The 24,862-nt window shown below is 41.7% G+C and carries 25 protein-coding genes and 1 pseudogene; 14 read left to right on the top strand and 12 right to left on the bottom strand.

All coding sequences use genetic code 11. The features are described 5' to 3' along the window. Nucleotides 1-71 precede the first annotated feature (71 nt). Nucleotides 72-695 (bottom strand): TetR/AcrR family transcriptional regulator, encoded by a 624-nt coding sequence (locus IEV17_RS08195; RefSeq protein ID WP_004659700.1) that lies wholly within the window; start codon nt 693-695, stop codon nt 72-74. A 152-nt stretch (nt 696-847) separates the two neighbouring features. Here IEV17_RS08195 and IEV17_RS08200 point away from each other — a divergent pair, with 152 nt between their 5' ends. From IEV17_RS08200 to IEV17_RS08230, 7 genes are all read left to right on the top strand, one after another. Then, nucleotides 848-1,948, top strand: a complete 1,101-nt coding sequence (locus tag IEV17_RS08200) for an efflux RND transporter periplasmic adaptor subunit (RefSeq protein ID WP_004659702.1) — start codon at nt 848-850, stop codon at nt 1,946-1,948. A 2-nt stretch (nt 1,949-1,950) separates the two neighbouring features. Continuing rightward, on the top strand, nt 1,951-5,079 hold the full coding sequence (locus IEV17_RS08205; RefSeq protein ID WP_004659704.1) for an efflux RND transporter permease subunit: 3,129 nt from the start codon (nt 1,951-1,953) through the stop codon (nt 5,077-5,079). 132 nt (nt 5,080-5,211) lie between these two features. Beyond that, nucleotides 5,212-5,589: a hypothetical protein gene (locus tag IEV17_RS08210; RefSeq protein ID WP_004659706.1), complete on the top strand. Its 378-nt coding sequence runs from the start codon at nt 5,212-5,214 to the stop codon at nt 5,587-5,589. Between the two features lie 144 nt (nt 5,590-5,733). Continuing rightward, the gene (dnaJ, locus tag IEV17_RS08215) at nt 5,734-6,849 is read left to right on the top strand and encodes a molecular chaperone DnaJ (protein ID WP_004659709.1); all 1,116 of its coding nucleotides are present in this window, start codon (nt 5,734-5,736) and stop codon (nt 6,847-6,849) included. Between the two features lie 113 nt (nt 6,850-6,962). Further along, a complete protein-coding gene (gene dapB, locus IEV17_RS08220) occupies nt 6,963-7,784 on the top strand; it encodes a 4-hydroxy-tetrahydrodipicolinate reductase (RefSeq protein WP_004659711.1) in 822 nt (273 codons plus the stop codon). 95 nt (nt 7,785-7,879) lie between these two features. Next, on the top strand, nt 7,880-8,527 hold the full coding sequence (locus tag IEV17_RS08225; RefSeq protein WP_004659712.1) for an START domain-containing protein: 648 nt from the start codon (nt 7,880-7,882) through the stop codon (nt 8,525-8,527). Nucleotides 8,528-8,824: 297 nt separating this feature from the next. Continuing rightward, complete coding sequence (locus IEV17_RS08230; protein ID WP_004659716.1) at nt 8,825-9,727, top strand: LysR family transcriptional regulator; 903 nt, start codon at nt 8,825-8,827, stop codon at nt 9,725-9,727. Here the strand turns inward: IEV17_RS08230 and IEV17_RS08235 are convergent. Beyond that, the gene (locus IEV17_RS08235) at nt 9,675-9,851 is read right to left on the bottom strand and encodes a hypothetical protein (protein ID WP_004659719.1); all 177 of its coding nucleotides are present in this window, start codon (nt 9,849-9,851) and stop codon (nt 9,675-9,677) included. The two genes, IEV17_RS08230 and IEV17_RS08235, sit on opposite strands and share 53 nt — an antisense overlap. A gap of 17 nt (nt 9,852-9,868) precedes the next feature. Between IEV17_RS08235 and IEV17_RS08240 the strand changes: the two are divergent. Further along, nucleotides 9,869-10,276: pseudogene (locus IEV17_RS08240) on the top strand (aminotransferase-like domain-containing protein); the annotation flags it as partial. On the opposite strand, the gene ahr reads toward IEV17_RS08240, so the two are convergent. From ahr to IEV17_RS08275, 7 genes are all read right to left on the bottom strand, one after another. Beyond that, entirely contained in the window at nt 10,273-11,298 is a 1,026-nt protein-coding gene (gene ahr, locus IEV17_RS08245) for an NADPH-dependent aldehyde reductase Ahr (protein ID WP_004659721.1), read from the bottom strand. The pseudogene IEV17_RS08240 and the gene ahr sit on opposite strands and share 4 nt — an antisense overlap. A gap of 34 nt (nt 11,299-11,332) precedes the next feature. Next, nucleotides 11,333-11,887 (bottom strand): DNA-3-methyladenine glycosylase I, encoded by a 555-nt coding sequence (locus IEV17_RS08250; RefSeq protein WP_004659723.1) that lies wholly within the window; start codon nt 11,885-11,887, stop codon nt 11,333-11,335. A 36-nt stretch (nt 11,888-11,923) separates the two neighbouring features. Beyond that, nucleotides 11,924-12,169 carry a hypothetical protein gene (locus IEV17_RS08255; RefSeq protein ID WP_004659725.1) on the bottom strand — a complete coding sequence of 82 codons (246 nt, stop codon included), beginning with the start codon at nt 12,167-12,169 and terminating at the stop codon, nt 11,924-11,926. Nucleotides 12,170-12,178: 9 nt separating this feature from the next. Beyond that, complete coding sequence (locus IEV17_RS08260) at nt 12,179-12,715, bottom strand: M23 family metallopeptidase (protein WP_004659727.1); 537 nt, start codon at nt 12,713-12,715, stop codon at nt 12,179-12,181. Between the two features lie 31 nt (nt 12,716-12,746). Further along, nucleotides 12,747-13,793: an A/G-specific adenine glycosylase gene (mutY, locus tag IEV17_RS08265; RefSeq protein ID WP_004659729.1), complete on the bottom strand. Its 1,047-nt coding sequence runs from the start codon at nt 13,791-13,793 to the stop codon at nt 12,747-12,749. A 151-nt stretch (nt 13,794-13,944) separates the two neighbouring features. Beyond that, entirely contained in the window at nt 13,945-14,682 is a 738-nt protein-coding gene (locus IEV17_RS08270) for a dienelactone hydrolase family protein (protein WP_004659732.1), read from the bottom strand. Between the two features lie 168 nt (nt 14,683-14,850). After that, nucleotides 14,851-15,009: a DUF1328 domain-containing protein gene (locus IEV17_RS08275; RefSeq protein WP_004659733.1), complete on the bottom strand. Its 159-nt coding sequence runs from the start codon at nt 15,007-15,009 to the stop codon at nt 14,851-14,853. A 189-nt stretch (nt 15,010-15,198) separates the two neighbouring features. Here IEV17_RS08275 and IEV17_RS08280 point away from each other — a divergent pair, with 189 nt between their 5' ends. From IEV17_RS08280 to IEV17_RS08305, 6 genes are all read left to right on the top strand, one after another. Then, on the top strand, nt 15,199-15,651 hold the full coding sequence (locus tag IEV17_RS08280; RefSeq protein ID WP_004659734.1) for a YcgN family cysteine cluster protein: 453 nt from the start codon (nt 15,199-15,201) through the stop codon (nt 15,649-15,651). Between the two features lie 154 nt (nt 15,652-15,805). After that, a complete protein-coding gene (ampC, locus tag IEV17_RS08285) occupies nt 15,806-16,972 on the top strand; it encodes a class C beta-lactamase (RefSeq protein ID WP_004659736.1) in 1,167 nt (388 codons plus the stop codon). 82 nt (nt 16,973-17,054) lie between these two features. Next, nucleotides 17,055-18,329, top strand: coding sequence for a replication-associated recombination protein A (locus IEV17_RS08290; RefSeq protein WP_171062397.1), 1,275 nt, complete (start codon nt 17,055-17,057; stop codon nt 18,327-18,329). A gap of 105 nt (nt 18,330-18,434) precedes the next feature. Continuing rightward, nucleotides 18,435-19,325 carry an aromatic amino acid DMT transporter YddG gene (gene yddG, locus IEV17_RS08295; RefSeq protein WP_004659741.1) on the top strand — a complete coding sequence of 297 codons (891 nt, stop codon included), beginning with the start codon at nt 18,435-18,437 and terminating at the stop codon, nt 19,323-19,325. A gap of 124 nt (nt 19,326-19,449) precedes the next feature. Then, the gene (locus IEV17_RS08300) at nt 19,450-20,568 is read left to right on the top strand and encodes an acyltransferase family protein (protein WP_004659743.1); all 1,119 of its coding nucleotides are present in this window, start codon (nt 19,450-19,452) and stop codon (nt 20,566-20,568) included. 147 nt (nt 20,569-20,715) lie between these two features. Beyond that, nucleotides 20,716-22,458 carry an amidohydrolase gene (locus tag IEV17_RS08305; protein ID WP_004659745.1) on the top strand — a complete coding sequence of 581 codons (1,743 nt, stop codon included), beginning with the start codon at nt 20,716-20,718 and terminating at the stop codon, nt 22,456-22,458. Nucleotides 22,459-22,521: 63 nt separating this feature from the next. Here IEV17_RS08305 and purC read toward each other — a convergent pair whose 3' ends face one another. From purC to dapA, 3 genes are read right to left on the bottom strand one after another with little or no spacing between them, the layout of a single operon-like run. Beyond that, entirely contained in the window at nt 22,522-23,241 is a 720-nt protein-coding gene (gene purC / locus IEV17_RS08310) for a phosphoribosylaminoimidazolesuccinocarboxamide synthase (protein WP_004659747.1), read from the bottom strand. Nucleotides 23,242-23,277: 36 nt separating this feature from the next. Beyond that, nucleotides 23,278-23,880, bottom strand: coding sequence for a hypothetical protein (locus IEV17_RS08315; RefSeq protein WP_005219165.1), 603 nt, complete (start codon nt 23,878-23,880; stop codon nt 23,278-23,280). A 15-nt stretch (nt 23,881-23,895) separates the two neighbouring features. Continuing rightward, nucleotides 23,896-24,789: a 4-hydroxy-tetrahydrodipicolinate synthase gene (gene dapA / locus IEV17_RS08320; protein WP_004659751.1), complete on the bottom strand. Its 894-nt coding sequence runs from the start codon at nt 24,787-24,789 to the stop codon at nt 23,896-23,898. Between the last annotated feature and the right edge of the window lie 73 nt (nt 24,790-24,862).

The following is a 24,862-nucleotide window of genomic DNA, read 5'->3' on the forward strand; positions in this document are numbered from 1 at the left end:
TGCTCATGTCTTGACTATAACCTGATTGTCAGACATTCCAAGTGGAGAACGTAAGGAAATGTGAAATTTCTTTAAAATTTAGGTTGATATTTAAGCAAAAAAAGCTCAATAGCCTGTTCAATCATCTGCTCAATTTCAACTGTGGTTGGTACCGAATCCAGACCCAGTAAAACCTTGTGGTGGCGTCTGCCGAGCATGAGTGCCACAATCAGTTCGGTCTGTTTAAGGGGATCATCTGCCTGAATAAAGTTGAGTGTGATGGCCTGCTCAAAAAAATCACACCAAACATGACACATCCGTGTGTGTGAGGCATCAAAAAACTGTTGGGTGAGGGGGTTTTGTTCAGCCGCGAGTTCAAACAGCACCCGATCCAGCTTCATCGCTTCAGGCAGGTAAATAATGCTTAAGGCACGCTGACACATTAAGTATAGTGCCTGCCTAAAGTCGGACTCAGGTGTGAGTTCAAACTGTTTCGCCCGAATGGGCTCTTCACAGCTTTCCTCGATCGCACAGATAAACAGGTTAGCCTTGTCCTGAAAATGGTTGTACACCGTGAGCTTGGTGACACCCGCCTCTTTGGCAATCTGGTCCATATTGGTGGCGTGATAACCCATTTTTAGAAAAATAGATTTTGCAGCCTGCAAAATTCTGGCTCTTTTTTCTAAATCTTTGGGACGACCACTGGTTGTCTGCATGTTGTCGTTCTCTTTTAATTCAGTTGAAAATCAGTGTTCTCTATTTAATTTTTAATTAATGTACTCATGAGTATATTAATTAAAAATTAAACAATTTATGATAATGCCCATATCACGCCCTAAAAATCAATTTGAATAAGAGCGCAAAATAGATGAATCAGATCAATCGTATCATATTGGGGTTAGTCATTGTCAGTAGTGTCATCCTCAGCGCATGTCAGAAAGAGGTGCCCAGAACTGAGGAAATTCCTTATGTCATGGTGACGCAGCCGAGTAGCAACCATATTGACCAGAAAAGCTATGCAGGTGATGTGCAGGCCAGACGGCAGACCGCACTGGCATTCCGTGTCGGGGGCCAGATTACCGAACGTTATGCCGATGTTGGAGATCGGGTTAAGGTTGGGCAGGTGTTGGCAAAACTGGATGTGAAAGATGCCCAGTTGCAAATGAATGCGGCCAAAGCCCAACTGGACAGTGCACAGGCCGCCGCAAAAATTGCATTGGAAGAATATAAGCGTTATCAACAACTTTTGCCTGTCAATGCGGTCAGCCGTTCACAATTTGATGCTATTAAAAACCAATATGAGTCGGCACAGGCAACACTGCAACAGGCCCGTTCAAACTATGAGGTTTCCTCTAACCAAACAGGCTATAACCAGTTGGTCTCCAATAAAAATGGGGTGATTACCCAACGCAATATTGAAACAGGACAGGTGGTGGCGGCAGGGCAGGCTGCCTATCAACTGGCGATTGATGGGGAGCGTGAGGTGGTGTTTGGTGTGCCTGAACAGGCAGTCAGTACCATTAAAGTCGGGCAGCCTGCCTGGGTCACCTTATGGTCACAGCCAGATACACGTTTTGCCGCAAAAGTCCGTGAGGTCTCACCAGCCGCTGACCAGTCACGTACCTTTACTGTCAAGGTCTCCCTGCTTGAGGGACAGTCCACGATTCAACTTGGACAAAGCGCACGAGTGTTCTTTGTGGCAAATGAAAACAATGTCCTGAGCGTGCCTTTATCCAGCGTCACTGCCAATGATCAACAAGCCTATGTCTGGGTGGTCAATGCCAATCAAACCTTACGTAAAGTTCCTGTGGCTTTGGGAACTTATGGCCGTGACAGTGTGCCTATTCTTTCAGGTCTAAAAGCTTCAGATTGGGTTGTGGTCGGTGGTGTACACCTGTTGCGTGATCAGCAAAAGATTCATCCTGTAGACCGTGATAATCGTGAAGTCACGGTAAAAGCGGGAGCCTGATCATGAAATTTAACCTTTCAGAATGGGCGCTTAAGAATAAGGGTATCATTCTCTACTTTATGCTGTTGCTGGGCATTGTTGGGGTGATGTCCTATTCCAAGCTGTCACAGAGCGAAGACCCACCTTTTACCTTTAAAGTGATGGTGGTGCAGACCTATTGGCCAGGCGCAACCGCACAGGAAGTTGCAACGCTGGTGACAGATCGTATTGAAAAAGAACTGATGACCACAGGGCAATATGAAAATATTCGGGCATATTCACGGCCTGGGGAATCTATGGTCACGTTTATTGCTAAGGATTCCTATCGTTCTGAGCAGATTCCTGACGTTTGGTACAACGTACGTAAAAAGGTCAATGACATTCGCCATCAATTGCCCAATGGCGTGCAAGGCCCATTTTTTAATGATGAGTTTGGCGATACCTTTGGCAATATCTATGTACTGACGGGCAAGGACTTTGACTATGCGGTAATGAAAGAATATGCCGATCGTTTGCAACTACAATTGCAACGGGTCAAAGATGTCAGCAAGGTTAATTTGGTGGGTCTACAAGATCAGAAGATCTGGATCGAATTATCCAATACCAAAGCTGTTCAGCTCGGTGTCCCTGTCACAGCCATTCAGGAAGCGATTCAGAAGCAAAATGATATGGCAGGTGCAGGTTTCTTTGAAACAGGTACAGACCGTATTCAAATCAGAGTTAGCGGACACTTACATAGTGTCGATGACCTGAAAAAAATGCCGTTGTTGGTGGGCGATAAAACCATTCAATTGGGGGATGTTGCTGAGGTCTATCGCGGCTTTAGTGAACCTGCTCAACCACGTATGCGTTTTATGGGTGAAAATGGCATTGGCATCGCTGTTTCCATGCGTAAAGGTGGTGACATCATTGCGCTGGGTAAAAACCTTGAAACTGAATTTAACCACTTGCAAAAAACCTTACCCTTGGGCATGAAACTGCAAAAAGTTTCAGACCAACCTGTTGCAGTACAACGTAGTATTCAAGAGTTCTTAAAAGTTTTAGCTGAAGCGGTCATTATCGTTTTATTGGTCAGTTTCTTCTCACTCGGTTTTCGTACAGGGCTTGTTGTTGCATTGTCGATTCCATTGGTTTTAGCAATGACCTTTGCTGGAATGAGTTTATTTGATGTCGGCTTACATAAGATCTCATTAGGCGCATTAATTCTTGCGCTGGGTTTGTTGGTTGATGATGCCATTATCGCCGTGGAAATGATGGCGATTAAAATGGAACAGGGTTACAGCCGATTAAAAGCGGCAGGTTTTGCATGGCAAACCACCGCTTTTCCAATGCTCACAGGTACATTGATTACCGCAGCAGGTTTCTTGCCAATTGCCACGGCACAATCTGGAACAGGTGAATACACACGTTCTATTTTCCAAGTCGTGACGATTGCATTGATCGTTTCATGGATTGCTGCTGTTTTATTTGTTCCTTATTTAGGTGAAAAATTATTACCTGATTTCACCAAACAGAATCAACAAGCGGCATGGTATTTACGTTTATGGGCAAGGTTACGCAAGCAACCTGCACCAGTGGTTGAGTCGCATGGTCAGCATCATGATCCTTACCAATCCAAGTTCTATCAATCCTTCAGGCATATCGTCGAAATCTGTATTACCTATCGTAAAACGGTGATTGCTATTACGGTCGGTATCTTTGTATTGTCTGTTGCGATGTTTAAGTTGGTACCGCAACAATTCTTCCCACCATCGAATCGTGCAGAAATTCTGGTGGACTTAAAACTGGAGGAGGGGGCTTCACTAACGGCGACAGAACAAGCAGTACATAAGGTAGAACAATTCCTATCCAAACAAAAAGGGATTGATAATTATGTCGCTTATGTTGGAACAGGTTCACCACGTTTTTACTTACCTTTAGACCAACAACTCCCACAAGCCAGTTTTGCTCAATTTGTAGTCTTGGCTTCTTCTCTTGATGATCGTGATGAAATCCGTCGTTCTTTAGAGACGCAAATCAAGCAGTTGTTGCCTCAGGTACGTACCCGTGTGTCCTTGCTGGAAAATGGTCCGCCTGTGGGTTATCCATTGCAGTATCGGGTCTCAGGTGAAGATCTGGCAACGGTTCGGGCAGAGGCACAAAAAGTGGCTAAAGTTTTAAGTGAAGATCCCAATACAACCAACGTACATTTAGATTGGGGCGAGCCAAGCAAAATTATTGCAATTGAAATTGACCAAGATCGTGCTCGTCAAATGGGCGTGTCCAGTGTTGATTTGGCTAACTTCCTAAACGCTTCTGTGACAGGGGCGGTGATGAATCAATATCGTGAAAAACGTGAACTCATTGAAATTCGTTTACGTGGTGATAAGTCAGAACGTGTTGAAGTGGCTTCGTTAGCAAGTTTAGCTGTGCCAACCACCAAAGGAACTACCGTACCTCTAGCACAAATAGCAAAAATTGAGTCACGTTTTGAAGAAGGTCTGATTTGGCATCGTAATCGTCTACCAACGATTACAGTCCGCGCGGATATTCGAACCAATTTACAACCTGCAACAGTGGTTCAGCAATTGGCAGACAAAATGCAAGCTTTACGTGCTGATTTACCCAATGGTTACTTAGTGGAAGTCGGTGGTACGGTTGAAGAGTCTGCAAAAGGTCAAAATTCGGTGAATGCAGGCATGCCATTATTCTTGGCTGTGGTGATGACTTTGCTGATGATTCAATTACGTAGTATGTCACGCGCAACGATTGTTTTATTGACAGCACCTCTTGGTTTGATTGGCGTTGTTGCATTCTTACTTTTGTTCAATAAGCCTTTTGGTTTTGTCGCGATGTTAGGGACAATTGCTTTATCTGGCATGATCATGCGTAACTCGCTGATCCTGATTGACCAGATTGAGCAGGACATTCAGGCAGGGTATGCACCGTGGGATGCGGTGATTGGTGCAACCATGCGCCGTTTCCGTCCAATTGTATTGACGGCATTGGCTGCTGTACTGGCGATGATCCCTTTATCACGCAGTATTTTCTTTGGTCCGATGGCGGTTGCGATTATGGGTGGCTTGATTGTGGCTACCCTGTTGACCCTGTTTTTCCTGCCTGCACTCTATGCGGCGTGGTTTAAGGTCAAGAAAGCAACACATCTATCATAATTATTTTGTGAATAAAGGTGCGAAATATTGAAAATTTCAATATAGTAGCACCTATATTTTAAGACCAAAAAATAATTGAATTTCATTGCATGACTGGTTTGGCAAAATGCAGTGAATGAGGTGATCTAGAGCATGGGGCAAGACAATATTGAGCAGCATCGCCGTTATGTGGCGATTTCGTACGTGTTCATGTTTCTTGCATTATTTACAATCGTGTTTGCAGTGTTTGCGTATCTGCTGGCACGAAAAGTTGCGACTGCGAATAATGCTGAAGTATGGATACACGCGCATGCACTGTGGATTATGCGTAATGTGCTGCTGTTTATTCTAATGGCTTTCTTTGCTGCCCTGTGGTTTATTCCACTGTTCTTTTTTGTCTGGAACAGCGCCCTCTGGGTGACCGCCATGACGGTTGTGGGTGTCGTGTTTAGCTCAATTGCATGGCTATTTCTGTTGAATGCATGGATCAAAGGTATTGCCAGATACTTTAGAAATAAAGCGGTTTTCTAAATTTATCGCTTTTTTTATCACAATCACCCTTGTAAACGTATTGTACAGGCCCTATTAAGGCTCTGTTGACTTTAGAAATAAAATGTCAACAGAGCTTATTTATTTGTAGAGATTGAACCAATTCCGTGAGGAGCATCGCCAACCATGGCTAAACGTGATTATTATGAGGTTTTAGGCGTTTCGAAAACCGCAAGTGATGATGAGATTAAAAAAGCCTATCGTAAGTTGGCGATGAAATATCATCCAGATCGTAACCCAGACAATGCGGAAGCGGAAGAAAAGTTTAAAGAAGCAGCAGAGGCTTACGAAGTACTTTCTGATGGCGAAAAACGCAGCATGTATGATCGTGCTGGTCATAGCGCTTTTGAGGGTGGTTTTGGTGGCGGCGGTGGCTTCGGTGGTGGTTTTAGTGCAGAAGACATCTTTAGCCAGTTTGGTGATATTTTTGGTGGTGCTTTCGGTGGCGGTGGTCGCCAACAACAACGCCAACGTCGTGGCTCTGATCTTCGCTATGTGATGGAATTGACGCTTGAAGAAGCAGTCAAAGGCGTGAAAAAAACCATTACTTTTACTGCACCAGCGCCGTGTGAAACCTGTGATGGTAAAGGTTCTAAGAATCCAAATGATGTTGAGACGTGTCGTACCTGTCATGGTGCTGGTCAAGTACGTATGCAGCAAGGTTTCTTCTCGGTTCAACAAACTTGTAGTACTTGCCGCGGTCAAGGCAAAATTATCAAAAACCCTTGTAATACTTGTCATGGTTCTGGCGTTGCCGATCGTCAACAAACGCTTGAAGTCACTATTCCTGCAGGTGTGGACAGCGGCGATCGTGTTCGCTTAACAGGTAAAGGTGAAGCGATTCGTGATGGTCAAGCGGGCGATTTATACGTTGAAGTCGTAGTTCGTGAACACGAAGTCTTCCAACGTGACGGTGCAGATCTCTATATGGATGTGCCAGTCAGTATTGCTGATGCTGCATTGGGCAAAGAAATTGAAATCCCGACGCTTGATGGTCGTGTCAGCTTAAAAATTCCAGAAGGTACGCAAACAGGTAAGCTATTCCGCTTACGTGGTAAAGGTGTTCGTCCTGTACGTAGCAGCATGGTCGGTGACTTATTGTGCCGTATCGTGGTAGAAACACCTGTGAATTTAAACAGTCGCCAACGTGAATTGTTGAAAGAATTACAAGCGTCGTTAGATGGTGATGGTCATGCTGCATCACCAAAGAAAAAATCTTTCTTTGATCGCTTGTTTGATTAATTAGCATCAATAAAAAACCTGCTGCGGCAGGTTTTTTTATGGGAATTTTTTAGCGTAGACACAGAGTTTTGCTATAGTAGCTCAATTGTTTAAATAAAAGACTAGGAAAAATTATGTCGACTTCTCCACGCATTGGAATCTTGGGTGCAGGCGGACGCATGGGGCGTATTCTGATTCAAGCAGTACAACAAGCAGGCTACCAACTCGCAGCAGCTGTTGAACGTCCAGAAAGCAGTTTGGTGGGTGCAGATGCAGGGGAACTTGCAGGGATTGGCAACATCGGCGTCAAGATTGTGGGAAGTTTAAGTGAAGTTTTAAAAGACTGTGATGTCGTGATTGATTTCACTGCGCCTGTTGCCACTGAACAACACTTAAAGTTATGCCGTGAGGCAGGTGTTGCAATGGTGATTGGCACCACAGGGATGTCGGATGAACAAAAGGCTTTCTTAGATGAAACCGCAACACAGACTCCAGTCGTTTATGCTGCTAACTATTCAGTTGGTGTGAATGTTTCAATCAAATTATTAGAGCTTGCAGCGAAAGTGTTTGGTGATAGCGTTGATATCGAAATCATCGAATCACATCACCGTCACAAAGTGGATGCACCATCTGGTACTGCATTTATGATGGGCGAGGCGATTGCAGATACTTTAGGTCGTGACTTGAAAACGGATGCTGTGTATTGCCGTGAAGGTCATACAGGTGCTCGTGAGCGTCAAAGTATTGGCTTTCAAACCATTCGTGGTGGCGACATCGTCGGTGAACATACCGTGATGTTTATTGGTGAGGGTGAACGTGTTGAAGTCACACATAAAGCGACCAATCGAATGAATTTTGCTTCAGGCGCTGTTCGTGCGGCTGCATGGGTCGTCGGTCGCGAAGCTCGTAAATATGATATGAAAGATGTTTTAGGCTTTAACGAGATTGAAGTTTAAAAGGTACTTTTTTGTACTATAAAAGAGCTTGTTGAGCTTTCTTTCTGATAGAGATACAACAAGCTCTCACCATCATTACAACAATTGAGCATGACATGAATAAAAAGCATATTGTTCTTGCTACACTGCTAAGTGCGACAAGTTTAGTCGTCAGTGCCGCAGAAGCACCTAAACTGAGTTTACATCGCAATAATATTAAAGTTTGGACCTACCAAACAGAGAATAATCCGGTCTTTCAGTACAAAGCAGAAACGACTTTTGATGTGCCTTTGGAACGGGCAGTTGCGGTAGTACTTGATGTTGAGCGCACACCTCAATGGGTGCCTTATGTTGCTAAGGCACAGCTTTTGTCTCGGGATGAAAAGAAAGGGGAATTTACCCTGTATATGCTGTTAGATTTCCCATTTCCTTTGAAAGACCGTGACTTGGTCATTAAAGGCAAAATGAATAAGAATGCTGATGGCAGTATTAGTATTAAGAATAACGCGATTAAAAATAGTTACCCTGAACAACCTGATGTGATTCGTTTGAATCAATATACAGGAGATTGGACGTTCCAAAGACTTGCCAATAATAAGGTTAAAGTCATGACTAGTGGTTATGCAGATCCTGCTGGTTCGATTCCATTGAGTTTTGTGAATATGTTTGTGCAGCAGCAACCGTATCAAATGCTGATGAAGATGAAGAAAGAAATTTACAATCCATTATATGCACAGCCACATTTGCCTGAATTGCTTAAATAAATCTAAGAGTAAAAAGCCTGATTCAATCAGGCTTTTTTATGCACTGATACATTAGCCAGCTTGCCATCGAAGGGATGAGCAAACTCGAAAAAACCATCCCTATCCAGACCAGCATCAGGGTGATAAAGGTCGGTGAAGCAGGATTAAATTCAACCAAATTGAGCGATACACAGATTGTTCGCTTAATCTTTTTCACTATTCTGTTGATGGCTGCCATTTTGCGATGATTATTGTTGCTAAAAAATAGATGAATCTGCAAAATATAGTTGACTAAATATCAATAATTGAGGCGTGGCAATGAAATCAACTGTGGAAGAACTTGTTGCCTTTATGACCATTGTCGATACAGGTTCCTTTATTGCGGCCGCGGAACGATTAGGGCAGACTGCATCTGGCATAAGCCGTTCGCTTAGCCGTCTGGAATCAAAACTTGAAGTGACCTTGCTGGAACGCACCACCCGAAAGTTAAAACTGACCCAAGAAGGACAACAATTTTTACAACATGCGCGTAAAATTCTCAGTGATTTAAGTGCAGCTGAAGAAGCTCTAGAAAAATCCGATCAGGACACCTCGGGCATTATACGGATTGATTCGGCCACGCCCTTTATCCTGCATGTGATCACGCCTTTAGTGCAGAAGTTTCAATGCTGTTACCCAAATATTGAAATCGAGCTGAATAGTAATGACTTGGTGATTGATCTACTGGAACACAAGACCGATGTGGCGTTTCGTTTTGGGGAGCTGCATGATTCCAGCCTGCATGCCAAACTGGTGTGTAAAAGCCGACTTTATATCGTCGCCAGTCCAGACTATCTCAGCCGTAAGGGTACTCCACAGCAGCCAGCAGAGCTTCTTGAACATGAGGTGATTGGTTTTACCCGTCCCAGCTATATTAATAAATGGCCGATTAAGGTGAATGGGGAATATTTTCTGGCTCAGCCCAAAATTAAGGCCTCCAGTGGCGAAACGGTACGGCAACTGTGCTTGCGTGGGCAGGGCATTGCACGACTGTCAGAGTTTGAAATCTGGCAGGACCTCAATGAGGGACATTTGCTGGCATTGTTTGAAGACCAGATTGAACATTCTTATCAAAGCATCCATGCAGTGTATTATCAGCAAGAGCATTTGCCGAAACGAGTCCGTTTATTTATTGAGTTTTTGACTGAGCAGTTAAGTCACGGCTTTTCGGTGTGCCAATAGTTTGCTCAGGTAATTGTAATTCCAGCATCTGAACAATTTGTCCTGTCGGTTGCTTGATTGCCAGCGCGATATGCTGTTGTTGCTGACATACAAACTCCACTGTCGGGAGTAGCAAATTCGGCATGATCACGCCATTTTCGGAATGTGGGGGTAAATACGCCCTTACAGTTAGGCTTGGCTGATTTCATTTATAGTCGTGGTTATCGTGAGCATTTGGATGAGTTAAGACCGAAGTTGATGCAACAAGTCCAACAGTATCGTGCTTATATTTTGGAAGTATTTGGTGGGATTCCAATCGCCTTGAGTCAATCAGAAGGGGGTTATGCTTTGTGGTTGCAACTGCCAGAAAATATTACGGGCTTAGAGTTATATTATTTAGCGCAGCGCCAAGGGATTAATATCGTACCAGGGGAAGTGTTTGGTGAAGATCAGCGTTATCAGCACTTCATTCGCTTAAATGCAGGGCATGCGTTGACCACCGAAATCCGCCACGCCATTCAACAGTTGGCGGATTGGGTGAGAGAGCGTATGTCGTCGGTTTTAAATTAATCAAAGTCTGCTTTAAGTACGATCCGATAACGTGCTTGACCTGAATGCAGTCGTTCAATGGCTTCATTGAGTTGAGACATTGGAAATAGCTCAATTTGTGGCGCAATATTTTTACGTGCGGCAAATTGTAGTAGTTGACGCAGTGCTAAAGGTGACCCAGTTGGTGAAGCTGTAATCGATTTGGCACCACTCATGATAGTACCTACAGAAACTGGAATAGGCTCTAAGGTAATACCCAAGAAATGCATACTACCATTCGGTGCCAAGGTATTGAGATAGGCTTGCCAATTCAGAGTTACATTGACGGTGCTAAGCAATAGATCAAATTTGCCACGTTGCGCTTTGATCGCTTGAGCATCACGACTATTCACCACATGGTCAGCGCCCATGGCTTTGAGTTCTTCAGTTTTGTCTGGATTTGAACTAAATGCAGTAATCTCACAACCCCAAGCTTTAAGTAGCTTGATGGCCATATGCCCTAAACCACCAATGCCAATGACACCGACGTGATGTGTTGCTTGGATCTGATGTTTAAGTAAAGGATCAAACACGGTAATGCCGCCACAAAGCAATGGTCCTGCACTCTCAGGATCCAAACCCTCTGGTAGAGGAATGACCCATTGCCAACCTGCTCGGACTTTTTCGGCAAAACCACCTGCATGCCCAACGATAGTCGCAACGCTGCCACCGGTACATAAAACTTGATGACCACCAATACAAGGATCGCATGCTTGGCAACTTTCAGCTGTCCAACCAATGCCAACACGTTGACCAAGTTTCAGTCCTTTGGCTTCTGAACCGAGTGCGATAATTGTGCCAATAATTTCATGTCCAGCGACAGCAGGATAAACGGATGAATGCCATTCATTATTGATCACAGACAAATCTGAGTGACATAAACCGCAGTATTCAACTTTAACTTCAACCTGATGTGGCTTTAATTCACCTGCATCAAATTGATAAGGAACCAATTGCTCTCCTGCTTTCATTGCAGCATAAGCACGAATTTGGTTATTGCTCATTCGATAACTCCTTGGAAAGCAAAATAAATTCGTATTATTTAAAATGACAGTGATTTTCGTGATCGTTGACCATTCCTACCGCTTGCATAAACGCATAACATGTTGTGGGACCAACAAATTTAAAACCACGTTTTTTCAGTGTTTTTGAAAGTTTTTGACTGATTTCGGTTTGTGCAGGTGCATCACGATAATGAATGACATCGTTATTTGGAGTCTGATGGTCAACAAAGGCCCATAGCCAATGAGATACATCACCAACTTCATTTTTGAGTTGCTGCCATGCAATGGCATTGTCTCGAATCGCTTTAAGTTTACCTAGATGACGGATAAGGCCTGAATCGCTGAGCTTATTTTCCAGTTGATCATCGCTGAGGGCCGCAATCTGCGTGATGGGATATTGAAAGAAATGTGCGCGGTAGCTTTCACGTTTTTTTAATACGGTAATCCATGACAACCCTGCCTGCTGTCCCTCAAGGCACAGCATCTCAAACAGCCGTGCTTCATCATGCTCGGGCTTGCCCCATTCTTCATCATGGTAGGCGATATAGAGCGGATCAGAGGAACACCAGCCACAGCGTTGGATTGTCATATTGACTGCTTCCTATTGTTATTATCAGGGAAAAATTTAGAGTTTGAATGTAACCCAGTCATCTTGACGGGTATCCCAATAATATAATTCTGCTGTGTTTAAATCAGTAAATTTCAGCCAAAAGTCCTTGCCTGATTTATCTGCAAAACCTGTGCTGATCAGTAGGGCATCTTCAGTAATTTCCATGATCCAGCCCTGATAGCTTGTACCATTGATGATGATTTTTTGCTGATTTCCAGACTCTGCAAATTTAACCAGTCGTTCAATCAATGCTTCTGACATTCTATGTTCCTAACGTAAATATGAGTATGGATTGACTGCTCCACGCCCTTTGCCATTTAAATAAATACCATAATGTAAATGTGGGGCAGTCGCACGGGCATTGCCTGTATTGCCTACATAACCAATGAGATCACCTTTATGAACATAGTCTCCCACATTAAGACCACGTTTATGACCATCTAAATGGGCATAGTAGTGCCAAGAACCAGATGGTCCAAGAATCCAAATGATTTTGCCACCTAAATTATTATTACGTAAATCAGCGACTAACCCCTCGGTAGCACTATACACTTTCGTCCCACGCTCCGCCATGATATCAATCCCTTCGTGGTTACGTCCTTGGCTACGTGCAGCTCCCCAAGTATCTCGTAATTCACCTCGATTGACACCTTTGACTGGGACGGGCAAACGGCTATCTAAACGCAGATTTTTAAGTTTATTGATTTGAGTGGTTGGTAGGGGCGTAGGCTTACTAGGTGTTGTCGTACATGCAGAAATTAGAATAGCCAACAGACTAATCACGATAAATGGAATCGAAAGACGCACACAAACTCCTTGTGATTTCGATTTACAGCAATTAAGTAGAGGAGGTCTTTTGTTTTGCTGTAATCAATTTTTTCATGGCGGTTGGAATGCCTTTGGCAATCGCAGCTTCTGGACTTAGCCACACTCCATTTAATTCGATACTGAGCTGTTCTTTTTGATCATGTTCCACGTGGAACAGTTGCTCATTCAGTATCCATGTAAAGTGGGTAAAACTATGACTAATCTGTAGTGATGATACTTGAGCTTGGAGCTTAAATTGCTGTTCAATCTGTTGTAATTCGGTTGCCTGTTCAATAATAGGCAGACAATACAAACCTCCCCATAGACCGTGGGCTTCACGTTGTTGCCAAAGCCACTCATGACCTGATTGAATTAGGAGCACATTCGCCGTTTTAACAGGGACAGGTTTTTTTGCTTTTTTAAATGGGAGTTCTTGTTCTAAACCTTGCTGATAGGCCTGACAGTTTTGTTGCATTGGGCAGTATAGACACAAAGGCTTTTTCGGTGTGCAGACTGTAGCACCCAAATCCATGATTGCTTGGGTGTAATCATGGTTACGTTCTTTAGGGCACAGCTGTTCCGCAATTTGCCATAAAGCACGCTCATGCTGTGGCTTAGATAGATCATCTTCAATCGCAAAAAAACGTGCTAAAACTCGTTTCACATTGCCATCCATAATGACGCCATATTGTCGTAAGCCAAGAGACATTAATGCACCAGCAGTTGAACGACCAATGCCTGGTAATTCAATCCACTGTTCTAATGTTTCAGGAAACTTTCCTTTCTGCTTTACGATAACAGCGGCTTTGTGCAGATTGCGTGCACGGGCATAGTAGCCTAAACCAGCCCAATAAGGGGCAATGTCATCCCAACTGGCCTGACCAAGATCGTCTACGGTTGGAAACCTTTCGATAAAGCGATCAAAATATTGCAGAACAGTTTTAACTTGAGTCTGTTGAAGCATGATTTCTGATACCCAAACTTTGTAGGGATCATCAGCGACTTGCCATGGTAAATCGTGGCGGCCATGTTGGTCGAACCACGTGAGTAGTGCATCAGAAAATGAGAAATCAGACATGAATCAGAACAATCAAAAGCAGAGGCTTAGTATAATGAAAATATAATCGTGGACTCATTTAAATGATAAAAACATTTGTTAGTGTGTAGGAGACATAAATGCCACCTACACAGGATGAAGTCTTTGCGAAAGTTTATGCCAATATTTTGAATCAGGTTAAATGTTTATCTAGTAATTCATACATGGCTTCTAATCCTTGATGTTCAGCTTCGGCGTTATAGCCTAAATCAACATTATTTGCTTTAGCTCGCTCATCAGCGAGGGGGTTACTAAAGCCATGTTTGGCATCTTCAAAAATAATCACTTCATGATCGACTTCTGCATCGTGCATTTCCTGACGGAAGCTTGCGACATCATCTAAAGAAACCATGGTGTCGATCTCACCATGTAATACAAGAATTTCTGCCTGAATTTTTCCTTTTTGTGCAGGTGCTTTCGGGCTTAAATTCGCGTGGAAGGTCACCACCGCTTTCAAATCAGCACCAGATCGCGCCAAATCCAGAACAACTTTACCACCATAACAAAAACCAATCGCTGCCAATTTTTCAGTATTGACCTCTGGTTGTGCTTTTAAAGCATCTAAGCCTGCTTGAGCACGATCAACCACGGTGTCTACATGATCAAATGTTTGCATCATCCATGCAGATGCTTGAGGAACATCAGAGGTAACTTTTTTGTCTCCATACATATCAATTGCGAGAGCAGCAAAACCGTGTTCTGCAAGTTCACGCGCACGTTGCTCGGTATATTCGGTACGTCCCCACCATTCTGGAGCAACAATAACTCCTGCAACAGGTACATCGCGGATAGGTGTTGCAAAATAGCCAATAAGGCGCTGACCATCTGGTGCAGTGTATTCAATTTCACGCGTTGTAATTGGAAAGCTCATTTTCTAATCCTGATCTATATTTTCAATGCTTTGATTAAAGCATAAAAAAGCAAAAATTGATGATGTTAGCGGAAGGACAAATTTTTATTCGGCTGAAATGATGACAATAAAAAAAGAAGAATACGGCGATTCTTCTTTTTTCTTTCTGAATTTTTATTTCTCTTTAAACTAAGCTTTACCGCGTGATAAGAAACCCACTACAGCAAGAATAGCCGCGATCACTAGTAAAATGACGGCAAAGTCTTTGGATAAACCAGCAACACCACCAAAACCTAATAAACTGGCGATTAATGCAATCACTGCAAAAATAATAGCCCAACGGAACATATTACTTCCTCCTAAATTTATCGTTATGGGATTACTATAGCGTGTGTTTTTTGAACCAAATGTGGTGTTTCTGTGGTTGAAATGTTCAATAACTTAAGTATTGTTAATCGCTTAAGTCGCTTGGAAAACAGCTTGATTGAGAATAAATGCTATAATCAAGACAAATTTTAAAAGCCTAATACATTTGCCATGTCTACCGAATTACGCCCTAACTTTTGGAAACTATATCCGCTTGATCAGTTGAATAATACTGAGTGGGAGGCATTGTGTGATGGTTGCGGTTTATGTTGTTTGGTTAAGCTTGAAGATGAAGAAACGGCAGAAGTCGCATACACCAAAGTTGCATGTAAATTATTAGACTGTAAAACTGCTCGTTGTTCTGATTATCCGAATCGTCAACAGCATGTTGTAGATTGTATTCAATTAACACCTGAACGATTGCAAACAATTACATGGTTACCTCCTAGTTGTGCTTATCGTCGCTTGAATGAAGGTAAAAATTTACCGTCATGGCATTATTTAAATACGGGCTCACGTCAAAGTGTGATTAAAGCGAAGAAATCAGCAGCTGGTCGCTGTATTTCAGAACAAGATATAAATGAAGAAGATATAGAAGATTATGTCGTACGTTGGGTACGTTAGATCTTGATATATATTTCTTATAACTGTGTTTTTTATCAATAAAAAACAATACTTTTACAGTATTTTATCTATACATTCCCATATGATGAACACTGAGAGGTCGATGTGGTTTGAGAGCCTCTTTGTTTGAATGAAATGAGTTTGGGAAATATACATGATCGCATCAAGAATGCTTTTTTTACTTGCAGGGCTTTTATCCTGTAATTCTTCGATTTGGGCAAAACCGCTTAGTGAGCAACAAGTTAAGGAAATTGTAGATCAACAATTTAAACCACTATTAGATCAATATAAGATTCCTGGATTAGCGGTCGGTGTCACGTTAGATGGTAAGCATTATTTTATCAATTATGGCTTGGCATCAAAATCAAACGAACAAGCAGTAAGTAACAATACTTTATTTGAACTTGGCTCAGTCAGTAAGACATTTAATGCAACTTTGGCGGGCTATGCACAGGCGAAAGGGCAGTTATTATTGTCGGATCATCCCGCCAAGTATTTTCCAGAATTAAAAAATACCGCAGTGAATAAAGCTACGATTTTAAATTTAGGTACATATACCGCAGGTGGCTTTCCGTTGCAATTTCCAGATGAAGTTGTTACTCAGCAGGACATGCTTCAATATTTTCAAACATGGCAGCCAAAGACCAACGTTGGTACCGCACGACAATATTCAAATCCAAGCATTGGTTTGATGGGTTATATCACGGCATTAGCATTGAAAAGACCCTATTCTGAATTGTTAGAAAAAACACTTTTTCCACAATTGGGATTGAGTCAGAGTTTTGTGCAAGTACCTGAACAGCAGATGTCACAATATGCATGGGGTTATAAAAATGATCAACCCATTCGCGTTTCTGCTGGGATGTTGGATGCTGAAGCTTACGGAGTGAAAAGTAGTAGTTCTGATATGCTGAAATTTTTAGATATTCAAATTCACCCACAAAAGCTAAAACAGCCCTTAAGAGCAGCGGTTGAAACAACGCATGTGGGATATTTTAAAGTTGGTGCGATGACCCAAGGGCTAGGCTGGGAGCAATATGCTTATCCTGTTAAGCTTGAAACACTTTTAGAAGGTAACTCCAGCAAAATGGCTTTAGAAAGTCATATCGTCACACCGATCAAACAACCAAAGCGTGCTCCAGCAGCAACATTGTTTAATAAAACTGGTTCAAGTAATGGCTTTGGTGCCTATGCTGCATTTATTCCGCAGCAGAAAATTGGAATTGTGATGCTCGCTAACACTAATTTTCCGAATGAAGCTCGAATTACTGCAAGCTACCATGTCATGCAGCAGTTACTTCAAAAGAATACTGCGCAATAGAATATCACGTGGTTGCAGATTCAAATTGTAGATTTGAATCAGACGCAATAGACTAGGATAAAACAGTATAAAGTCCGTGATGATGTCAGATACGCATATTCCTTTACCTGAACGCTTACGCCCTCGTGATTTGTCAGAAATCATTGGGCAAGATCATTTGCTCGGTGAGCATGCACCGTTACGTCAAATGATTGATCAGGGGCATTTGCCTTCGATTATCTTTTGGGGGCCGCCTGGGGTAGGTAAGACTACAATTGCTTTGTTATTGGCACAGGCAGTTGATCGCCCTTTTATTAGTTTATCTGCATTGAATACTGGCGTAAAAGAGCTGCGCGAAGTGATTGCTGAAAGCGGCGATTTACTGACGCCAGTAGTGTTTATTGATGAGATTCATCGCTTTAATAAGTCGCAGCAAGATGCCTTACTGAATGCAGTTGAAAAAGGCAAAATCACTTTGATTGGTGCAACCACGGAGAATCCATCTTTTGAAGTTAATAGTGCACTGCTTTCTCGTTGTCAGGTTTATACCTTAAACAGTTTGGATGCTGATGCGATTCAAACCCTGATCAATAAAGCGATTCAAAGTGATAAGTTTTTGAAAGAGCGTTTTATTCAGATTGAAGAATATGATGCGCTGATTCAATTTGCTGCGGGTGATGCACGTAAAGCGCTTAATTTGATTGATTTAATCGCCAGTACTTTTGAGCTTGATATTGAAAATATCGTGACCAATGCAATTGTGGTTAAAGTCGCACAGCAGAATATTGCACGTTATGACAAATCAGGTGAGCAGCATTATGATTTGGTTTCGGCATTTATCAAATCGATTCGTGGTAGCGATGCTGATGCGACCCTATATTGGATGGCACGCATGCTCAAAGGTGGTGAAGACCCTATTTTTATTGCACGTCGAATGTTGATTGCAGCATCGGAAGATATTGGCAATTCTAATCCAAATGCCTTGTTGTTGGCGGGTGAGTGTTTCCGTTCAGTACAAGCGGTCGGTATGCCTGAAGCAAGGATTATCTTAGGTCAATGTGCTGTATATCTCGCAACCAGTCCGAAAAGTAATAGTACCTATCTCGCCATTAACCGAGCTTTGGAGCTTGCCGAAAAAACTGCGAATTTACCTGTGCCATTACATCTACGGAATGCGCCAACCAAATTGATGAAGCAACAAGGTTATGGCGTTGATTATCTCTATCCGCATAATTACCCTGAGCATTTTGTTTTACAGGAATACTTGCCACCTGAGTTGCGGGGTACGAAGCTGTATGAGCGAGCCTTAAATAAACGTGAAGTTGAAGCCGAACGTTTGCAGCAACGCCGTTGGCAGCAGGAACAACAGCAACAATAAAGATCTATTTAAACAGATGAGTTGTATTTTCACATTTCACCTAGTCAAGTTCCCAAAACAGTAAATGGGAATTTGGCTGCGGTTTTATATTCGATTTATTTCAATATGAACTCAAAAAAAGCCACATTCATTGGATTGCTTGCGATCTTCCTTTGGAGCTTGATTGTTGCATTGATCAAGGATGTCAGTTCGCATTTTGGTGCAGTCGGTGGCGCAGCATTAATTTATACGATTTCCTCTATTTTCCTATTTTTTTCATTAGGTTGGAGCAATCTTAAAAGTTTTCCAAAAGCCTATTTAATTTGGGGCAGTATTTTATTTGTTAGCTATGAAGTGTGTTTATCACTATCTATTGGCTATAGTAGTAATAATCGAGAAGCGATTGAAGTTGGGATGGTGAACTATTTATGGCCAACATTCACGATGGTGGCAGCTATTGTATTTAATCAACAAAAAGCCAATTTTCTTATTATTCCCGGTTTTATGATTTCTCTCTTGGGCATTTGCTGGGTATTAGGCGGTGAGCAAGGTATTGATTTACCTAGCATGTTGGTAAACGTACAACATAACCCACTGAGTTATGGATTAGCTTTTATTGGAACCCTACTTTGGGCGGCTTATTGTACCCTCACTGCGAAGATGGCTAAGGGTAGTAATGGGATTACCTTATTTTTTATGTTGGTTTCGATGGTGCTTTGGATTAAATATGCATTGATGGGCGGCGGCGCATTTGATTTTGATTGGTCATCTTCCACGTCCTTACTTTTTGCCGCTGCCGCCATGGGCTTTGGTTATGCTGCATGGAATGTTGGGATTTTGCATGGCAATGTCACGTTATTGGCAGGTGCTTCGTATTTCATTCCTGTATTCTCAGCTTTTTTCTCTGCAATTTTACTCAGTACGCCACTGACGGTTTCTTTCTGGTATGGTGCTTTTATGGTGTGTATTGGATCGATCTTATGTTGGTTTTCGACTCGAGTGAAATCATCAACTTAGTTTAAGTGTTAGCGGAATTATTATTTAAGTGCTTTATAGTCACTATATTTTTGTAAGAGGCTACTAGACACTTCACATAAAAGATCGCATTATCGCGGCATATCACGGATGATAAAGCTCTGCCATGATCACAAACAAAATCAATGCTGCGGAAAGTATCCGAGGCTTAGCCTGCCTTGCAGTTGTATTGTCACATCTATCGCTGACTTTCTTTCCCCAAATGCATCATTTTGATTTAAGTGTCGTACCTCAATATCTCTTTTTTGATCAACTTTATCATTCCCCATTTGCATTCTTTTATTCAGGTACAGGCGCAGTTTTTGTCTTTTTTGTTTTAAGCGGTTATGTCCTAAGTTTATCGAGTTTAAAAAAGCAAAATTTAGCTGAAAAACTTAAAAAATCATTAATTAAGCGTTATCCACGTTTGGCTATTCCCGCGTTTATATCTTGTATTATTGCTTACCTCGTGTGTTTCCTTCCTATCGATGTTACGCATGTTTCTGAATGGGGGGCAGCTTTGGCAAATCCTCATCCAAAATTAAGTATAGCTTTGTATGAGGGCAGTATCGGAGCATTTCTATTTGGGGACTCAAGCTATAATTGGGTATTGTGGACGATGCAGATTGAGCTGCTCGGTTCATTGGTAATTTATCTCGCTAGTTATTTTTATAGCAAACGACCGATGCTTGCAGGTGTGTTCTTGCTGTTGAGTATTGCGACAGCCTATACGATTTCACAAACAGTATTACTCGGTATCCTGAGTTTTATTTTAGGTATGGGTTTATTTCTGTATGCATCAGAATTAGCAACAGGGCTATCTGTGTTGCTATTCACGCTGGGGCTATATTTCTGTGGTGCGCATAATGAAAGTTTGAGTTATCGGATTTTTGCTCAATTTTTAGGTGAGCAAACCTACGATTATCTGAATTTTATTGGCGGTTTTTGTATCGTGTATGCGGTATTAAAAGGCAAATGGTTAGCACAATTTTTTGATTCGCCATTTTTAGTTTTCTTAGGCAAGATCTCATTTTCTATTTATTTAATTCATCTTGCTGTGATTTATGCTTTAGCAATTCCTTGTTTTAATCTATTGCATATTCAATTGGGTTTTTCGTATTGGGTAGCGGGTCTGTGGGCGAGTTTGTTTACAGTGATGATAAGTATTGTTTTAGCTACTCCTTATAGTCGCTATGTGGATGATATTGCAATTAAAGTATCTAATAGGCTTACAAAGATATTTTAATTTCACAGTATTCATTTCGTCTTTTGAATATTGTATCGCACTATAAATATTATTTTCGTATTACAAAAAGAATCCTTTTAACCTTTTTCAACAGAAAAAGAATAAGGTTTAATAATAAAGGCATAATAAAAACATGGAATTAGCTCTATGCATTTAAAATATTTTTATCCTGTTTCTCTCATCACTTTGTTTGCCGTTGCTGTATCTGGTTGTATGAGCATCAAGTCAGCTCAACAGCAGTCAACGGAGAAATTATTTTATGGTGGCTCTATTCTGACGATGGAAGGAATGCAGCCTAAATATGCTGAGGCGCTATTAGTAAAGGATGGGAAAATTGTATTTGTTGGTTCGAAGCAGCAAGCAGAACGGTTGGCAAATTCCCAAGTTCAATATATTAATCTAAACAACAAAACTTTATTACCGAGCTTTATTGATGCGCATAGTCATGTAAACATGGTTGGTTTTCATCAAATGGTAGCGAATCTTTATCCGACGCCTGATGGTTCAGTTTCTGATATCAACTCACTTGTAAACGTAATGAATACGTGGAAGACACAAAATCCAGCAGTGATTAAAATGATGGGCGGTTGGATTTTGGGAAATGGTTATGATGATGCACAATTATCTGAACAACGTCATCCTACGGCAAGTGATTTAGATCGGGTGTCCAAAGATCAACCAGTGATGATTTTACATCAGTCTGGGCATTTAGCTTCTGTGAATCATAAAGCATTAGAATTACTGAATTTTAATCAAAATACACCAAATCCAGAAGGAGGAGTGATTCGTCGCGAAGCGAATTCGAATATTCCGAATGGGGTCTTAGAAGAGTCGGCTTTATTTACTGCGATTGGTTCAATTTTTAAAGATGTACCACCACAAGTGATGTTCCAAATCGCACAAAAAGGTATCGATGCCTACGTCAAAAATGGTTTTACCACGGTACAGGAAGGGCGTGCAGATCAGGGCACAACGGAGATGTGGCATGCTTTAGCCAAACAAAATCAATTGCCAATTGATGTGGTCTCTTATCCAGATATTACCACCAGTCAGGAGTATATGCTTAAGCAAGGCAGTAGTCGTCAGTATGATCAGCACTTCCGTATTGGTGGCGTGAAAATCAGTTTAGATGGCTCACCACAAGGTAAAACAGCTTGGTTGACACAACCTTACTTAATTCCACCTGAAGGTAAAGATAAAAACTATAAGGGCTATCCTGCGATTAAAGATAACCAACAGGTCAATCAATATATTAATTTAGCGTTTAAACAGGGTTGGCAAGTACTCGCACATGCCAATGGTGATGCGGCAATTGATCAATTTATTGGAGCTGTAAAAGATGCCACATTAAAACAAGGTAAAGCAGATCGTAGAAGCGTATTGATTCACTCTCAAACGATTCGTGACGATCAACTGGATCAACTGAAAGCCTTGGATATTATTCCATCTTTCTTCTCATTGCATACGTTCTATTGGGGGGATTGGCATCGTCAACAAACCTTAGGTGAGGCGAGAGCAGCAGGCATTTCACCGACGGCAAGTGCTTTGAAGAAACAGCTTATTTTTACAGAGCATCATGATGCACCTGTTGTGCCGCCGAATAGTTTGATGATGTTAGATGCAACCGTCAATCGAGTAACACGCAGTAATTATGTATTGGGTCCAGAGGAGCGCGTAAGTCCCTATATGGCTTTAAAATCGATGACTGATTGGGCAGCTTATCAATATTTTGAAGATCAGCATAAGGGCACGATAACTCAAGGGAAACTGGCTGATTTAGTGATCTTGGATCAAAATCCGTTGACTGTGCCAAGTCGAGAGATCAAAAATATTCAGGTATTGGCAACCTATAAAGAAGGGAATCTGATTTATCAGAAACTGGGAAATTAGATAAACCAATAAAAAAACCAGCCTAATCAGGCTGGTTTTTTTATTGAGAGGGCAGCTTAAGGCTTAGATATTATCTAAGTTAATGCCTAAACGTGCAGCAACTTCTTCATAAGCTTCAACCACACCACCTAAACCTTGACGGAAACGGTCTTTGTCTAATTTTTTCTTGGTGTCTTTATCCCATAAACGGCAGCCGTCTGGAGAGAATTCATCACCCAATACAATACGATCGTGGAATACACCGAATTCAAGTTTGAAATCAACAAGAATCATATTACCTGCATCGAATAATGCTTTCAGTACATCATTCACTTGGTAAGTCAGTTCTTTCATTTTTTCAAGTTGAGGTGCTGTTGCCCAACCTAAAGCAATTGCTTGAGATTCATTTACCATTGGGTCGCCAAGCGCATCATCTTTGAAGAACAATTCAAATGTTGGAGGCGTTAATTCTTTACCTTCTTCAACACCTAAACGGCGGCATAATGAACCTGCTGCGTAGTTACGAATCACACATTCAACAGGGATCATTTGTAATTTCTTCACAAGCACTTCTGTTGGAGAAAGTAACTTTTCAAAATGAGTTTCGATACCTGCTTCAGCCAACTTTTCCATGATGAAGGCATTAAAACGGTTGTTCACCTTGCCTTTACGATCTAGTTGCTCAATTTTTTCGCCATTGAATGCTGATGCATCATCACGAAAGACTAAAATCAGGTGATCAGCATTATCTGTTTCATATACAGATTTTGCTTTACCAGTATAGAGCAAGGTTTGTTTTAACATGGGGGAACCTTTTGAAAAAGTATGCCTAGTAAACGACTAGGCTGGCCAATTTTGGTAAATCTGGGTTAACACTTCAGCTGCAACAGCAGGGTCTGCAAATGTTGTATCAAGTTTGAATAGCGCAACTGTATTGCTTGAGCCTACAGCCGATAATTTCAGTAGGTAATTTTGATCGCCTACTTTAATCGTTGCTTCATAGCCATTTTCTGCTTGAGAAATAACTTTGTAGTTGAGACTACTCAAGGTTGCGAAAGTATATTGCCACGCACCTGCTGTCGGGCCATCAACTTTGAGTAATGGGTTTTTATTCCCATCAGTGACGAGCTGTGGGCGACCCACTGTTGAAGCGGTTGCTGAAGTATTATCGGCTGAATTTTGCATCGCTTTTGGACGAGGCAATGCATAGCGGTTGCCACTTTCATTTTCAAGCTTTGGTGCATGCTCAATTGCAAGTGGATCAACTGTAGGCGCTGGATACAATGGCGTAAATGGTCTTGCCGTTATGCCCTCAGGAAATTTGAGTGGTTCAAGTGCTTGTGCTTTTTTATAATCTAAAGAATGATTATTGAGGGCAAAACGACCACAACCAGCCAAACTTAAAGCTGAAATGACTAGGACAACACCAAGACGTAATTGCATCATAAATTGCTCGTATTAAATAATTCCCGCAGCTTTTAAATCTGTGCGGAGCGGTTCACGATATTGTTGTGCTAGAGCGGTTAATGGTAGGCGAATACCTGTACCAATTGAGCCCATCTCATGCAATGCCCATTTCACAGGAATTGGGTTTGATTCGCAAAACAAAATATTGTGTAGATTTGCAATTTGTTGATTCAAGCTTTGTGCTTTTGCTTTATCTCCAGCTAACGCAGCTTCACAAATTTCGCTCATTTGCTTTGGTGCAACATTGGCTGTTACAGAGATATTACCTTTTGCACCCAGTAAAATGAGTTCCCAAGCAGTTTCGTCATCACCTGAATAAACAGCGATTTTATTATTTAAACCTTCGATGAGGGCTTGACCACGTGGTACGTCACCTGTTGCATCTTTAATACCAACAATGTTTTTAACATCAGCAAGACGAATAACGGTTTCGTTTTGCATATCGACACCAGTACGACCTGGTACATTATAAAGAATTTGTGGAATATCAACAGCTTCAGCAATCGCTTTGTAGTGTTGATATAGGCCTTCTTGTGTTGGTTTATTATAATATGGCGTAACGAGTAATGCCGCATCAGCACCTAATTCTTTTGCAGCTTTAGTCAATTCAATCGCTTCACGCGTTGAATTTGCACCTGTACCTGCGATAATTGGAATACGTTTGTTGGCTACACGAATCACTTCTTTGATGACTTGTGTGTGTTCATCCATGCTTAATGTAGACGCTTCGCCCGTTGTGCCGACCGCAACAATACTATGTGTACCTTGTTGGATATGCCACTCAACGAGCTTCTCAAGACTCTTCCAATCTACGCTGCCATCTTCAAACATAGGGGTGACGATTGCGACAATTGAGCCTTGAATATTCTGTGCTAGCTGAGTCATTTTAAAAAACTATCCTATTTTCCCATCCGAGATTGAATTAGTTGAAACGAAATATTGGATGGTTGCAGTATTT

Origin of the sequence: Acinetobacter modestus, from assembly GCF_014636095.1 — a bacterium.
Lineage (GTDB): Bacteria > Pseudomonadota > Gammaproteobacteria > Pseudomonadales > Moraxellaceae > Acinetobacter > Acinetobacter modestus.

Bases quoted from the DNA above. Each gene is read 5' to 3' on its own strand.
- IEV17_RS08195 (WP_004659700.1), bottom strand. From the start codon at position 695: ATGCAGACAACCAGTGGTCGTCCCAAAGATTTAGAAAAAAGAGCCAGA.
- IEV17_RS08200 (WP_004659702.1), top strand. From the start codon at position 848: ATGAATCAGATCAATCGTATCATATTGGGGTTAGTCATTGTCAGTAGT.
- IEV17_RS08205 (WP_004659704.1), top strand. From the start codon at position 1,951: ATGAAATTTAACCTTTCAGAATGGGCGCTTAAGAATAAGGGTATCATT.
- IEV17_RS08210 (WP_004659706.1), top strand. From the start codon at position 5,212: ATGGGGCAAGACAATATTGAGCAGCATCGCCGTTATGTGGCGATTTCG.
- dnaJ (WP_004659709.1), top strand. From the start codon at position 5,734: ATGGCTAAACGTGATTATTATGAGGTTTTAGGCGTTTCGAAAACCGCA.
- dapB (WP_004659711.1), top strand. From the start codon at position 6,963: ATGTCGACTTCTCCACGCATTGGAATCTTGGGTGCAGGCGGACGCATG.
- IEV17_RS08225 (WP_004659712.1), top strand. From the start codon at position 7,880: ATGAATAAAAAGCATATTGTTCTTGCTACACTGCTAAGTGCGACAAGT.
- IEV17_RS08230 (WP_004659716.1), top strand. From the start codon at position 8,825: ATGAAATCAACTGTGGAAGAACTTGTTGCCTTTATGACCATTGTCGAT.
- IEV17_RS08235 (WP_004659719.1), bottom strand. From the start codon at position 9,851: ATGCCGAATTTGCTACTCCCGACAGTGGAGTTTGTATGTCAGCAACAA.
- ahr (WP_004659721.1), bottom strand. From the start codon at position 11,298: ATGAGCAATAACCAAATTCGTGCTTATGCTGCAATGAAAGCAGGAGAG.
- IEV17_RS08250 (WP_004659723.1), bottom strand. From the start codon at position 11,887: ATGACAATCCAACGCTGTGGCTGGTGTTCCTCTGATCCGCTCTATATC.
- IEV17_RS08255 (WP_004659725.1), bottom strand. From the start codon at position 12,169: ATGTCAGAAGCATTGATTGAACGACTGGTTAAATTTGCAGAGTCTGGA.
- mutY (WP_004659729.1), bottom strand. From the start codon at position 13,793: ATGTCTGATTTCTCATTTTCTGATGCACTACTCACGTGGTTCGACCAA.
- IEV17_RS08270 (WP_004659732.1), bottom strand. From the start codon at position 14,682: ATGAGCTTTCCAATTACAACGCGTGAAATTGAATACACTGCACCAGAT.
- IEV17_RS08275 (WP_004659733.1), bottom strand. From the start codon at position 15,009: ATGTTCCGTTGGGCTATTATTTTTGCAGTGATTGCATTAATCGCCAGT.
- IEV17_RS08280 (WP_004659734.1), top strand. From the start codon at position 15,199: ATGTCTACCGAATTACGCCCTAACTTTTGGAAACTATATCCGCTTGAT.
- ampC (WP_004659736.1), top strand. From the start codon at position 15,806: ATGATCGCATCAAGAATGCTTTTTTTACTTGCAGGGCTTTTATCCTGT.
- IEV17_RS08290 (WP_171062397.1), top strand. From the start codon at position 17,055: ATGTCAGATACGCATATTCCTTTACCTGAACGCTTACGCCCTCGTGAT.
- yddG (WP_004659741.1), top strand. From the start codon at position 18,435: ATGAACTCAAAAAAAGCCACATTCATTGGATTGCTTGCGATCTTCCTT.
- IEV17_RS08300 (WP_004659743.1), top strand. From the start codon at position 19,450: ATGATCACAAACAAAATCAATGCTGCGGAAAGTATCCGAGGCTTAGCC.
- IEV17_RS08305 (WP_004659745.1), top strand. From the start codon at position 20,716: ATGCATTTAAAATATTTTTATCCTGTTTCTCTCATCACTTTGTTTGCC.
- purC (WP_004659747.1), bottom strand. From the start codon at position 23,241: ATGTTAAAACAAACCTTGCTCTATACTGGTAAAGCAAAATCTGTATAT.
- IEV17_RS08315 (WP_005219165.1), bottom strand. From the start codon at position 23,880: ATGCAATTACGTCTTGGTGTTGTCCTAGTCATTTCAGCTTTAAGTTTG.
- dapA (WP_004659751.1), bottom strand. From the start codon at position 24,789: ATGACTCAGCTAGCACAGAATATTCAAGGCTCAATTGTCGCAATCGTC.